A 12,179-nucleotide genomic window follows, 5' to 3' on the forward strand; every position below is an offset into this window, starting at 1 on the left:
GGCGTCCAGGTCCGTCCAGCGGAAGATGTGGATCCCGGCGGCGGCCAGCTTCGGCAGCACGTCCCCGACGAAGCAGCCGGCGTGCCGGGCCACCAGGTCGGCGGTCTTCGCCGCGATCAGGTCGAGCTGGGTCCGCAGCGGGAGCTGGTCGCCGCCGCGCATCGGCAGACCGGCCTGGAGCCGGCGCTTCAACCCGGCGATCCGCACCATGAAGAACTCGTCGAGGTTGCTGGCGAAGATGGCGAGGAACTTGGCCCGCTCCAGCAGCGGGGTGCGGGGATCCTCGGCGAGTGCCAGGACCCGGGCGTTGAAGTCGAGCCAGGACAGCTCCCGGTTGAGGAAGCGGTCCTCCGGCAGCGGTGCGGGGGGCGTCCGGTCGTCCGGCCCGCCGGCCGGGGCGGGCCGTGCGGCGTCGGCGGTGCCGGCCGGGGTGGGCGGTGCGGCCGTTGTGCCGGCCACCTCGTCGATCCCGGCGGAACCCGCCGCCCCGACCACCGCCGGGCCGGCCGGGTCGGCGGCACCCGCCGAGCCGGACACGTGGTCCGGCCGGGCGCCGTTCGTACCGGTTCCGGTGGTGGTCCTGGGCTGGCGTGGCCGGCGGCCGGCGGGGGTGCTCACCGGTCAATCATGACCCGATCCAGGTGAACGGAAACTGAACTTGCCGACCCGCGACGTGGAGCGCCCGGCGGTAGGGCGCTCTCAGCTCACGCCGGGAATGGCGACCCGGTCGACCTGGCCCGACGGGTCCCGGTGGATGGTGACCCGCTGGCCGAGCCGGAGCAGGCGGAGACCGGAGGCGTCGAACGCGGCGGCCGGGAAGGCCAGCTCCGTGCCGTCGTCGAGCAGGAGGGTGCCGGAGCGGGTCTGCTGGTCGTAGGTCGCCACGGTGCCCTGCATGCCAGCACCGTACACCGCCGCCAGCGCGCCGGTGTGCGGGCCGAGCCCGAGCACGACCGCCTCGGCCAGGTCGGCGGCGGTGTCCACGTCCCGGCGCAGGGTGGGCCAGTCGCCGGTGAGTGCGACCGCCCCGGACGCGGCGTGCGCGGTCGCCGAGTCGGCGCCGAACCGGGGGTCCAGCGGGGTGCCGGGCGCGGCGGTCAGCAGCACCGTGCCGGTGCCGGGGGCGTCGGCGACGAAGTACCGGGTGGGGCTGTCGGTGGCGTAGACCCTGGCGGGGTCCCCGGTGGCGGCGCGCAGCGCGTCGGTCAGTTCCGCCGGGCGCAGCGCCGGCAGGTCCGCGGTGAGTGCGGCCACCCGACCGCCGGCGGTACCGGCACCGGCCGCGAAGGCCGCGTTGAGCCCACCACCGGGGTCGGCCAGCACCTGTGCACCCTCGGCCCCGGCCGCCCGGGCCACCGCCGCGTCGTCGGTGACCACGGTCACCCGGGCCACCACCGGGCAGGCCAGCGCCGCCCGGATGGTGTCCCGCGCCAGGGCCAGGGCGAACATCTCGTGGGGTACGCCGGGCAGGGCGCCCCGCAACCGGCTCTTCGCGACCGGCAGGCGTTTCACGGGTACCACCACGGTCCAGTCCGGTTCACCCACGGCGCAATCCTGCCAGGCGTACCGGTACCCCTCACTGGCCGTACCCGGTGGCAGCAGGCATGATTTCGCTGCGGGCGTCGGCCGGGCGGGCGGTGCCGGCGGGGCGGCAGGCGGGTGGAGGCGAGGAGGCACTGTGACACGGCGCAGGCTGGGGTTCTGGCGGCGGTTACCCGTGGTGTTGATCAAGCCGGTGCTGACCATCTGGACCCGGCGGACCTGGCTCGGCATGGAGCACATCCCCCCGACCGGCCCCGTCATCATCGTCCCGAACCACATCTCGCACGCCGACCCGCTGGTTTCCGCGCACTTCGTCTACGACGCCGGCCGCTGGCCGCAGTACCTCGGCAAGGCCAGCGTCTTCCGGGTGCCGGTGGTCGGTTGGCTGTTGCACCGGGCCCGGCAGATCCCGGTCGAGCGTGGTTCGGTGGACGCGGCCCGGTCGCTGGACACCCTGGTCGCGGCGTTACAGGCCGGTGGTGCCGTGGTCATCTACCCGGAGGGCACCATCACCCGGGAGCCCGACCTGTGGCCGATGCGGGGCAAGACGGGTGCCGCCCGGCTCGCACTGGCCACCGGCGCCCCGGTGGTACCGCTGGCGCTGTGGGGGCCGGAGCGGATGTTCGACCCGCGGAACAACCGGTGGGATCCGCGCCCCCGGCGGCCGGTGACCGTGGTGGCCGGACCACCCGTGGACCTCAGCCGGTGGGCCGGCGCCGCACCCACGAAGGCCACCCTGGACGAGATGACCGAGGAGATCATGCTGAGCCTGCGCGACCTGCTCGCCGGTATCCGTGGCGGCACCCCACCGCCGCTCTGGGCCCGGCCGGAACGGACCGGTCCGCCGGACGTGGAGTCACCACCGGCCGGGGACGGCGCCGACCCGCAGCGGGACCAGGCGGGTGCCGCGTGACCGGACACGTCGCGGTCCTGGGCGCGGGTTCCTGGGGGAGCGCGTTCGCCAAGATCCTCGCCGACGCGGGGCGGGACGTCACCATCTGGGCCCGCCGGGAACGGGTGGCCGAGGCCATCCGGACCACCCGCACCAACCCGGAGTACCTGCCCGGCCTGCGCCTGCCGGACCGGGTCGACGCCACCAGCGACGCCGGGGAGGCGATCTCCGGGGCGGAGGTGGTGGTCCTGGCCGTCCCGTCGCAGACCCTGCGGACCAACCTCGCCGGGTGGACGGACTTCCTCGCCCCCGACTCCACGCTGGTGTCCCTGATGAAGGGCATCGAGCTGAGCACCACGAAGCGGATGAGCGAGGTGATCGTGGCGGCCGCCGGGGTCGCCCCGGACCGGGTCGTGGTGGTCTCCGGGCCCAACCTCGCTCCCGAGATCGCCCTCGAACAGCCGGCCGCCACCGTGGTCGCCTGCACCGACGTCTCCCGGGCCACCCTGGTGCAGCGCTCGATCACCACGCCCTACTTCCGGCCGTACACGAACGACGACGTGATCGGCTGCGAGCTGGGCGGTGCGGTCAAGAACGTGATCGCGTTGGCGTACGGCATGGCCTGCGCGATGGGACTGGGCGACAACACCCGCGCCATGCTGATCACCCGGGGGCTGGCCGAGACCGCCCGGCTCGGGGTGGCCCTCGGCGCCGACCCGCTCACCTTCGCCGGCCTGGCCGGCATGGGGGACCTGGTGGGTACCTGCTCGTCGCCGCTGTCGCGGAACCGGACCTTCGGCGAGCACCTGGGGCGCGGGGAGACCCTGGAGCAGGCGCAGACCGCCACCCGGCAGACCGCCGAGGGGGTGAAGAGCTGCCTGGCGATCCGGGACCTGGCCCGGGCGCACGCGGTGGAGATGCCGATCACCGAGCAGGTCGAGCGGGTCTGCCACGAGGGTGTCGACCCCCGGGTGGCGATGGCCGCCCTGATGAGCCGTACCACGAAACCGGAGTGACCGATGAGCGCTGACCTGCGACCCGGCGACGGTGACGGCACCCGGTGCGTGTACGCCGGACTGCCCGGGGCGGTACCGGGTGAGCCGTTCCTGCCCGGTCCGGTGTTCGCCGCGCCGTACCACCTCGACCCGTGGCAGGGGCCGGCGGCGAGCCCGAACGGGTACGCCCGGATGGACAGCCCGACCCGTCGCCTGCTGGAGGCGGCGATCGGGGAACTGGAGGGGGGCGACTGCCTCGCCTTCTCCACCGGTCAGGCGGCGGTCACCGCGCTGCTGCTGACCGTGCTGCGGCCGGGGGACACCGTGCTGCTCCCCACCGACGGGTACTTCGCGGTCCGGGCCTTCGCCACCGCCACCCTGGAGCCGACCGGGGTGCGGGTGCGGTACGCCCCGACGGCCGGTCCCTACCCGTCGTTCGAGGGGGTACGGCTGCTGCTGCTGGAGACCCCGGCCAATCCCGGCCTGGACGTGGCCGACGTGACCGCGCTCGCCGCCGCCGCGCACGAGGCGGGCGCGCTGGTGGCGGTGGACAACACCACCGCCACGCCGCTGGGGCAGCGTCCCCTCGACCTCGGCGCGGACGTGGTGGTGGCGTCGGGCACCAAGGCGCTCTCCGGCCACTCGGATCTGCTGCTCGGCTACCTGGCGACCCGGGACGCCGGCCTGCTCGACGCGGTGCGGGGCTGGCGGACCAGCACGGGTGCGGTACCCGGGGCGTTCGACGCCTGGTTGGCGCACCGGTCACTGGCCACCCTGGACCTGCGGTTGGCCCGGCAGTCGGCGAACGCCGCCGCGGTGACCGAGCTGCTGCTCGCCCGTCCGGACGTGCAGGGGGTGCGCTGGCCGGGCCGGCCGGGTGATCCGGCGTACCCGGTCGCGTCGGCGCAGATGAGACGCTTCCCGGGGATCGTCTCGTTCGACCTGGGTACCGCCGAACGGGTCGGTCGGTTCCTGACCGCCGCCCGGCTGGTCGCGGCGGCGACCTCCTTCGGTGGTCTGCACACCAGCGCGGACCGGCGGGCGCAGTTCGGGGACGACACGTCGCCCGGGTTCGTGCGGCTCTCCTGCGGCGTCGAGGACACCGTCGACCTGCTCGCCGACCTGACCGCCGCGCTGGACGCCTCGCTCGCCTGAACCGGCCGCGCTGGACGCCTCGCTCGCCTGAACCGACCGCGCTGGACGCCTCGCTCGGCTCAACCGACCGGGAACGGCCGACGAGGTCCACATCGAAGATGGCGGGCAGCCGTTTCCGATGTGGACCTCGTGGGTTGGCAGGCGCCTCCGGTCAGGCGACCCGTTGCCGGTCGGGTCGCGCGGCCGGGGGTGCCGCCCGGATGGGATGGTGGGGCCGGCGGCGGGGGAGACGTCGCGCCACCGGCCCCACCCGGGTACGCCCGTCGACCGGGACCGTCGACGGACGTCAGTCGGTGCCGGTCAGGACTGCGGCGGCGCGCTGGCGAACGCCGCCCACGCCGTCGGTGTGAAGAGCAGGACGGGGCCGTCCGGGTCCTTGGAGTCGCGTACCGCCACGGTCTGCGCGACGGCCGCCATCTCCACGCAGGCGCCCTGGTCGCCGCTGCGGCTGCTCTTGCGCCAGGCCGCGGTGGCCAGCGCCTCGTCGATCGTCGGTGACATGGTTCCTACCGTCCCTTCATGAGGTTGGCTATCTGGTCGCGGCTCGCCGAGGGGCTGAGTGCGACGGCTCGGAGATGTTCCATGATCTTGGCGCAGACCCGCAGCTCACCCGGCCGGTCGATGATCATCTGGCCGGCCACCGTCTCCACCGACGCGATGATCGGGTCCTCCGGGTCGGCGAACTCCAGGATGTGCAGGGAGCCCCGGGTGCCCCGGTGGTAGCCGGCCGCGAGCGGGATCACCTGGACGGTGATGTTCGGCAGGTCGGCCATCTTCAGCAGATGGGCGAGCTGGGCGTCCATCGCGGAGGCGTCGCCGACCGGGCGGAGCAGGGCACCCTCGTCGATGATGGCGTCGAAGATCGGCGGCTCGTCGGCGGTCAGCCGTTGCTGCCGGTCGAGCCGGGCCTGTACCCGCTGCTCGACCTCCTCGTCGCCGAGGGTGTGCGGCCCGCCGCGCATCACGCCCCGGATGTAGTCGGCCGTCTGGAGCATGCCCGGCACGACCGAGGGCTCGAAGTTGCTGATCGCGGTCGCCTCGGCCTCCAGGGCGATGAAGTCGATCGTCCGGCGGTCGAGCACGTACGAGTAGGAGACCCACCAGCCGGGTTTGCGGGCGTCCTTGGCCAGTTGGACGGTGGCGGCCAGCTCGTCACCGCCGACCCCGTAGAGGGTGAGCAGGGCCCGTACCGTCGCCGGACTGACCAGGGTCTGCGCGTTCTCGTACCGGGACAGGGTGCTGCGGGTGCTGTTGATCTCGTCTGCGGCCGACTCCAGGGTGTACCCCGCGGCTTCGCGGGCCTGGCGCAGCGCGATGCCGAGCCGACGGGCGCGAGCGGTCTTCGGTGCCATGCCATCGATGGTGACACACACCTGCGAGAAACCGTGCATGAGAGAACCTGGGTGAGAGTTGCATTCACGCCTTCCTGGGTGTCAATCTGTCATCGCGTCCTCACCTTCAGTGGTCGCGTCGACGGTGGAGGTGGGTGACCGGAGGGGAATGAGGCGCACGACGGTCGGGTCCCGTCCCCCGGGCCCGGCCGTCGTGTGCCTCCACCACATCGCGGACCGGAGGGAAGTCGAATGACCACGACCGGCTGCTGGCCCCGGGTGTCCCGGTGCCGCTGGTGCACACGCCCGGTGCTCCGGGACAACCTCGGCGCCTGGATCCACCTGGATCTCGCCTATGTGTGTCGGGACGTGTCCGGTGGGCTCGCCCCCACCACCGCCGAACCGGAGGTGAGCCGCCGTGGGTGACGCCTCGGCGGCCCGATGTCACGGGCGGGCAGGTGGCGCCGGATGACGCGCTTCCTGGTGGTGCTCACCGACGTCCGGCCGTTGACCCACAGCGGGCGGAACGAACGGCTCAGCCCCGAACGGCGCCGGCAGGTGGTGGGGGCCAGCAGTCGGGAGGCAGCCGACCGGATCGCCCAGGCGTTCATGGCGCTCGGCATGGTCCGGGCCGGTCGGCAGCGGGTCAAGGTGATCGCCGTCGGCCGCCGCTACGCCGGTGGTTGACCAGCTACGCCGGTGGTTGACCGGCACCGGTGGTTGACCACCTCCGCGGTCCGGCCGACGCGCTCAGAGCAGCCGGCGTCGCTTCAGATAGGCGACCAGGTCGTCGTAGACCCCACCCTCGTTGGCGAACATCGCCACGTTGCGCGCCGTGGCCAGCCACGGGCGCGTCGACGGCCGGACCTCCTTCAGCGCCCGGTCGAAGTCGGCCTGACCGATCATCCGGACCTCGCCCCGGCGTACCGAGTCGGCCATCGCGAACTCGGCCGCCGTCTCACAGAGGTGCGCCAGGTCCGCACCGGAGAAGTCCTCGGTCGCCGCGACCACCCGGCGCAGGTCGATCCGGTCGATCGGCCGCTGCCGCAGGTGGTACTCCAGGACGGCGCCCCGCGCCTCGGCGTCGGGCGGCAGCACCAGCACCATCCGGTCCAGCCGGCCCGGCCGCCGCAGCGCCGGGTCCACGTCCCACGGGGTGTTCGTCGCCGCCAGTACGAACACCCCCTCGTTGTTGCCCTCCATGCCGTCGAGTTCGGCCAGCAACTGGTTGCCCAGGGTGCGCATCGAACTGGAGTTCACCTGCGAACGCTTGTGCCCCAGGGCGTCGATCTCGTCGAGGAAGAGCACGCAGGGCGCGTTGCGCCGGGCGGCCTGGAACAGCTCGTGCAGGTTGCGCTCGGAGTTGCCGATCCACATGTCCAGCACGTCCACGATGGACAGTGAGAGGAACTTCGCCCCCATCTCACCGGCCACCGCCCGGGCCAGGAAGGTCTTGCCGCAGCCGGGCGGGCCGTAGAGCATCAGCCCACCGCGCAGGCTCTTGCCGTACAGCCGGCGCAGTTCGGGGTTGCGCAGCGGCCCGAGGAAGGCCAGCTCCAGCCGCTCCTTCACGGCCTGCATCCCACCCACGTCGGCCAGCCGCACCGTGGAGGTCTCCACGTCGAAGATCCGGTCCGCGTCCCCGGACACCGGTTCCGGCTCGTCCCCGGCCCGCACGAACCGGGGCGGCACCACGTCGGCCAGTTCCTCCTCGTACGCGGCCAACGGGTCGTCTCCCGGCGCCGGTCGGGCCGGCTGCTGCTCCGGTGCCGGTCGCGGTGCCTGCTCCGGCCGTACCTGCGTCGGCTCCGGGCCTGCCGGGGGCGGCTCCGGCCGGGTCGGGCCGTCCGTCGGCGCGGGCCGCTGTCCCGGTACGCCACCGGCGAGCGCCCGCCGCATCAGGTCCTGCGCCTCGGCGTTGCCCGGGTCACGGACCAGCGCCTGCCCCACCTGCCCGATCGCCTCGGCCTGCCGCCCCGCATCGAGCAGCAGCCCGGCGAGGTGCAGCCGCAGCGGCAGGTCGTCCGGGCGGGCCGCGACAGCCGCGCCGAGGCTGTCGATCAGGGCATCGTGGCTCATAACCGAAGCAGCGTAGTGGGTCACCCGGGTCCGGGTCCGGGCGCGTGTCACCGGTCGGGACATCCGTTACGCCCCGGAGGTTCGTCACCCTCCGTCGCGGGTAGCACCACGGGGTGCGCCGCAGCTCACCGGGGCCTTCGGGTAACAATCCGGCCGATCGCCACGCAGAGTAGGGTCACCGACGTGAGCGCCAGCGGCGAGCACGACGGTTGGCGCGCCCGTACCCGCCAGGGCACGACCGGTCACGTCCCGCAGCGGACCGGCCGGTCGCGGACGAAAGGTGACTCTGTGACCACCCCAGGTAAGACCCGTGTGGCCCTTGTCTTCGGCGGGCGCAGCCCCGAGCACGGCATCTCCTGCGTCAGCGCGGGCAGCGTGCTGTCCGCGCTCGACCCGGACGAGTTCGAGGTGGTCCCGGTGGGCATCACCCGGGCCGGGCAGTGGGTCCTCACCAACGGTGACCCGGCCACCCTCGCCATCCAGGCCCGCCGGCTACCGGAGATCACCGAGACCTCCGGCGCGGCGGTCGTCCTGCCCGCCGACCCGACCGGCAACGGGCTGCTGGTGCTCGACCCCACCGACGGGCCCCGGGCCCTGGCCGACGTGGACGTGGTCTTCCCCGTGCTGCACGGCGCGTACGGCGAGGACGGCACCATCCAGGGCATGCTGGAGATGGCCGGCATCCCGTACGTCGGGGCGAACGTCTTCGCCTCGGCCGCCGCGATGGACAAGGAGTTCACCAAGAAGCTCTGCGCCGCCGAGGGCATCCCGGTCGGCCCGTACGCCGTGCTGCGCAGCGGGGCCACGCTGAGCGAGGCGGACAAGGAACGGCTCGGGCTGCCCGTCTTCGTCAAGCCCTCCCGGGCCGGGTCGTCGTTCGGCATCACCAAGGTCGACGACTGGTCCCGGCTCGACGCGGCGGTCGCCGCCGCCCGGCAGATCGACCCGAAGGTGCTCGTCGAGGGGGCCATCGTCGGTCGGGAGATCGAGTGCGGCGTACTGGAGGGGGAGGCCGGGGGCAGCCCCGAGGCGTCCCTGCTCGCCGAGGTACGGGTCGTCGGCGACCACGACTTCTACGACTTCGAGGCGAAGTACATCGACTCGGAGTCCTCCTGCGAGTACGACATCCCGGCCGAGCTGCCCGACCGGGTGACCGCCCAGGTCCGCGAGTACGCCACCCGGGCGTTCACCGCGCTGGACTGCGCCGGCCTGGCCCGGGTGGACTTCTTCGTCACCCCCGACCTGGAGATCTACCTCAACGAGATCAACACCATGCCCGGGTTCACCCCGTCGTCGATGTTCCCGAGGATGTGGGCCGCCGCCGGTCTGGAGTACCCGAAACTGGTGAACCGGCTGATCCGGACGGCCCTGCGGCGCGGCGTCGGCCTGCACTGACCGGCATCTGTCGTTGCGGACCGGGCGGCTCAGCCCCGGCAGCCGCGCGGCGTGGCGGTCTTCGCCGACGGCACCGACGCCACCGTGGTCTCGGAGATCGGCGCCACCCACTGCAACGGCTGCTCGTAGGCCCGGGGCACGGTCACCTGCACCGGGACCTCCCGGTCGACCGTGGTCAGCACCGTTGCCTCCGGGCGCTGGGCGGCATGCCAGCAGACCCCGTTGATCACCCAGACGTCGTCGGTGGGCGGCACCTCGACCGGGGCCACCCCGCAGGCCAGGGTGAGCGCCGGATCGCCGTACGCGGCGTTCTGCTCGGCGCCGGCGGTGACCGGCCGCTGGGCCAGGTCCCGCACCGTCGGGGGGAGCTGCGACAGCAGGGCCCGGCAGACCGTGGCCTGCCGCTCGCCGAGCTGCGGTGCGGCCAGCTCGACCGGCGTCGTCGACTGCGGCCGGGCAGCCGTGGCGCTCGGCCCGGCGACCGGGGCATCCGGCGTCTCCGGGGCGTCCGGGCTGAGCCGGGCGAACGCGAAGAGCGCCACCGCTACGGTCACCGGTACCGCCACCAGGGTGGCCCAGAGCGCGGCCTGCCGGGCCGCCCGGTCACCGGACCGGCCACCGCCGGTCGGGGTACCGGCCCCGGTGGTCGCCGGCCGGTCCAGATCGACGGCCGACGGATCGTCGGTCATCGTGGCCTCGGCCCCGGCCGCCGCGCCGCTCTCGGGAGAAGTGCTGCGGTCCACCTAGAGTCGCACCACTGAACAGGTCAGCGTGCGGGTGATGCCCGGCACCATCTGCACCTTGCTGACGATCAGTTTGCCGAGCTCGTCGACGGTGTTCGCCTCGGTGAGCACCACCACGTCGTACGGCCCGGTCACGGCGTCGACCCGGACGACGCCCGCGATGTTCCCGATCTCGCCGGCCACGTCACGCGCCCTGCCGACCTCGGTCTGGATGAGGATGTACGCCTGTACCACGACCTGACTCCCGTCCGCCGCCGGTCAGGGCGGCCCGACGGTGAAACTACCTTACGAGCTGGACTGATCCCTATCGGTGGTCAGGGAGAAGCGAGGAGCGAGCGGCCATGAGCGTGTCGGGTACCGGGGAGTTCGGCCTGATCGACCGGGTCACCGCGCGGTTGACCAGCGGTCCGACCTGCCTGCTCGGACCGGGTGACGACGCCGCCGTGATCCGGTCACCGGACGGGCGGGTGGTCGCCTCCACCGACGTGCTGGTCGAGGGGCGGCACTTCCGGCGGGACTGGTCGGCCGGCGCCGACATCGGGCACCGGGCGGCGGCAGCCAACCTCGCCGACATCGCCGCGATGGGCGCGGTACCCACCGCGCTGCTGGTCGCCCTCTGCATCCCGCCGGACGTCACGGTCGACTGGGTCGAGGCACTCACCGACGGGCTGGCCGCAGAGGCGGCCCTGGTCGGGGCGAGCGTGGTCGGTGGGGACATGTCGGCCAGCCCGACCCTCACCATCGCCGTCACCGCCCTCGGTGACCTGGGCGGTCGCGCCCCGGTCGTCCGTACCGGCGCCCGGGTGGGGGACCTGGTCGCGCTGGCCGGCCGGACCGGGTACGCCGCCGCCGGGTACACCGTGCTGTCGCGGGGGTTCCGCACCCCGAAACTGCTGGTCGAGGCGTTCCGTCGACCCGAGGTGCCGTACCTGGCCGGACCGCACGCCGCCCGGCTCGGCGCCACGTCGATGATCGACGTGTCGGATGGGCTGATCGCCGACCTGGGCCACGTCGCCACCGCCAGCGGGGTCGGGATCGACCTGCACCGGGACGCCTTCGAGGTACCCCGGCAGATGCGGGACGCGGCGCAGGCCCTCGGCGTCGACCCGTACACCTGGATCCTCGGTGGCGGCGACGACCACGCGTTGGCCGCGACCTTCCCCCGGGCGGTCGCCCTGCCCGCCGAGTGGCGACCGGTCGGCCGGGTGGTCGAGGGGGCGGGCGTGACCGTGGACGGCCGACCGTTCGACGGTCCGGCCGGCTGGGACCACTTCCGGTGACCGGGGCCGCCGGAGCGCGGCCAGGGCGACGCGGCAGTGACGTACGCCCGGTCCGGGCAGGTCGGGCGGGCTGTGCACGGCGTGTGGTCGTACCCTTGCGCCCGTGACCGAGCTTGACATCCGCATGGTGCGTTTCGACTCCGAGGTGGCCCACCGGCTGGTCGGCGCCGCGCTCGCCGACCTCGCCGGACGGTACGGCGGCACCGGCGACGACACCCCGCTGGATGCCGGCCAGTTCGACCCGCCGGACGGCGCGTTCCTCGTCGGCTACCTCGCCGGTGCACCGGTCGGTTGCGGCGGTTGGCGCAGCCACGGCGACACCGGGGAGATCGCCGAACTGAAGCGGATGTACACCGTGCCGGAGGTCCGGGGCCGCGGGGTGGCCCGCCGGATGCTGGCTGCGGTGGAACGGTCCGCGCGTGACCACGGCCGCAAACGCCTGGTCCTGGAGTGCGGGGACAAGCAGCCCGAGGCGATCGCGCTCTACACCTCGGCGGGCTACGAGCGCATCCCGAACTTCGGCTACTACCGGGACCACGAGGGGTGCATCTCGTTCGGCCGGCTCCTCTGAACGCCTGCCGGGCTGGCCAGGAGGGGTCCTGCCGGCACCAGAAATGTTAAGAAGGGGCCCTTCCTCTACGGCGGTTTCTGGGGGTCGTCGCAACACCTGATGGCTTATGTGGTTGTCAGTAGATCACGCAGACGCTCGGCTGGGTTGTCCCAGCCGAGCGTCTGTCGTGGGCGGCCGTTGAGTTCCTGGGCGACGT

Annotated in this window: 13 protein-coding genes and 2 pseudogenes; 8 read left to right on the plus strand and 7 right to left on the minus strand. The window is 73.4% G+C overall.

Going from position 1 to position 12,179, the window contains the following annotated elements:
• Both GSF22_RS22490 and cofC read right to left on the minus strand, forming a co-directional pair.
• Positions 1 to 618, minus strand: a pseudogene (locus tag GSF22_RS22490) (RNA degradosome polyphosphate kinase); the annotation flags it as partial.
• Positions 619 to 918: 300 nt separating this feature from the next.
• Positions 919 to 1,545, minus strand: a pseudogene (gene cofC / locus GSF22_RS22495) (2-phospho-L-lactate guanylyltransferase); the annotation flags it as partial.
• A gap of 133 nt (positions 1,546 to 1,678) precedes the next feature.
• Here cofC and GSF22_RS22500 point away from each other — a divergent pair.
• The 3 genes from GSF22_RS22500 to GSF22_RS22510 are packed head-to-tail and all read left to right on the plus strand — an operon-like array spanning position 1,679 to position 4,584.
• On the plus strand, positions 1,679 to 2,455 hold the full coding sequence (locus tag GSF22_RS22500; RefSeq protein WP_208815721.1) for a lysophospholipid acyltransferase family protein: 777 nt from the start codon (positions 1,679 to 1,681) through the stop codon (positions 2,453 to 2,455).
• Complete coding sequence (locus GSF22_RS22505; RefSeq protein ID WP_208815722.1) at positions 2,452 to 3,450, plus strand: NAD(P)H-dependent glycerol-3-phosphate dehydrogenase; 999 nt, start codon at positions 2,452 to 2,454, stop codon at positions 3,448 to 3,450. The genes GSF22_RS22500 and GSF22_RS22505 overlap by 4 nt, the downstream gene beginning before the upstream one ends.
• A gap of 3 nt (positions 3,451 to 3,453) precedes the next feature.
• Positions 3,454 to 4,584, plus strand: coding sequence for a cystathionine gamma-lyase (locus GSF22_RS22510; protein WP_208815723.1), 1,131 nt, complete (start codon positions 3,454 to 3,456; stop codon positions 4,582 to 4,584).
• Positions 4,585 to 4,884: 300 nt separating this feature from the next.
• Here GSF22_RS22510 and GSF22_RS22515 read toward each other — a convergent pair whose 3' ends face one another.
• Together GSF22_RS22515 and GSF22_RS22520 are read right to left on the minus strand one after the other, a co-directional pair.
• On the minus strand, positions 4,885 to 5,085 hold the full coding sequence (locus GSF22_RS22515; protein WP_208815724.1) for a DUF397 domain-containing protein: 201 nt from the start codon (positions 5,083 to 5,085) through the stop codon (positions 4,885 to 4,887).
• 5 nt (positions 5,086 to 5,090) lie between these two features.
• Complete coding sequence (locus GSF22_RS22520; protein WP_208815725.1) at positions 5,091 to 5,936, minus strand: helix-turn-helix domain-containing protein; 846 nt, start codon at positions 5,934 to 5,936, stop codon at positions 5,091 to 5,093.
• 231 nt (positions 5,937 to 6,167) lie between these two features.
• On the opposite strand from GSF22_RS22520, the gene GSF22_RS22525 reads away from it, so the two are divergent.
• Together GSF22_RS22525 and GSF22_RS22530 are read left to right on the plus strand one after the other, a co-directional pair.
• Positions 6,168 to 6,341, plus strand: coding sequence for a hypothetical protein (locus GSF22_RS22525; protein WP_208815726.1), 174 nt, complete (start codon positions 6,168 to 6,170; stop codon positions 6,339 to 6,341).
• 42 nt (positions 6,342 to 6,383) lie between these two features.
• Positions 6,384 to 6,602 carry a hypothetical protein gene (locus GSF22_RS22530; RefSeq protein WP_208815727.1) on the plus strand — a complete coding sequence of 73 codons (219 nt, stop codon included), beginning with the start codon at positions 6,384 to 6,386 and terminating at the stop codon, positions 6,600 to 6,602.
• A gap of 63 nt (positions 6,603 to 6,665) precedes the next feature.
• Here the strand turns inward: GSF22_RS22530 and GSF22_RS22535 are convergent, their stop codons facing one another.
• Positions 6,666 to 7,994: an ATP-binding protein gene (locus GSF22_RS22535; RefSeq protein WP_208815728.1), complete on the minus strand. Its 1,329-nt coding sequence runs from the start codon at positions 7,992 to 7,994 to the stop codon at positions 6,666 to 6,668.
• A gap of 288 nt (positions 7,995 to 8,282) precedes the next feature.
• Here GSF22_RS22535 and GSF22_RS22540 point away from each other — a divergent pair, with 288 nt between their 5' ends.
• Positions 8,283 to 9,389, plus strand: a complete 1,107-nt coding sequence (locus GSF22_RS22540) for a D-alanine--D-alanine ligase family protein (RefSeq protein WP_208815729.1) — start codon at positions 8,283 to 8,285, stop codon at positions 9,387 to 9,389.
• Positions 9,390 to 9,418: 29 nt separating this feature from the next.
• On the opposite strand, the gene GSF22_RS22545 is transcribed toward GSF22_RS22540, so the two are convergent.
• Together GSF22_RS22545 and GSF22_RS22550 are read right to left on the minus strand one after the other, a co-directional pair.
• Positions 9,419 to 10,132 (minus strand): DUF3515 family protein, encoded by a 714-nt coding sequence (locus GSF22_RS22545; protein WP_307804219.1) that lies wholly within the window; start codon positions 10,130 to 10,132, stop codon positions 9,419 to 9,421.
• Positions 10,133 to 10,366: an Lrp/AsnC ligand binding domain-containing protein gene (locus GSF22_RS22550; protein WP_208815730.1), complete on the minus strand. Its 234-nt coding sequence runs from the start codon at positions 10,364 to 10,366 to the stop codon at positions 10,133 to 10,135. It lies immediately after the preceding gene.
• Between the two features lie 107 nt (positions 10,367 to 10,473).
• Between GSF22_RS22550 and GSF22_RS22555 the strand changes: the two genes are divergently transcribed.
• Positions 10,474 to 11,412 carry a thiamine-phosphate kinase gene (locus GSF22_RS22555; RefSeq protein WP_208815731.1) on the plus strand — a complete coding sequence of 313 codons (939 nt, stop codon included), beginning with the start codon at positions 10,474 to 10,476 and terminating at the stop codon, positions 11,410 to 11,412.
• A gap of 124 nt (positions 11,413 to 11,536) precedes the next feature.
• Complete coding sequence (locus GSF22_RS22560; protein ID WP_208815733.1) at positions 11,537 to 11,983, plus strand: GNAT family N-acetyltransferase; 447 nt, start codon at positions 11,537 to 11,539, stop codon at positions 11,981 to 11,983.
• Positions 11,984 to 12,179: the final 196 nt, after the last annotated feature.

The sequence above is a fragment of the Micromonospora echinofusca genome (genome assembly GCF_017614955.1).
Classification (GTDB): Bacteria; Actinomycetota; Actinomycetes; order Mycobacteriales; family Micromonosporaceae; genus Micromonospora; species Micromonospora echinofusca_A.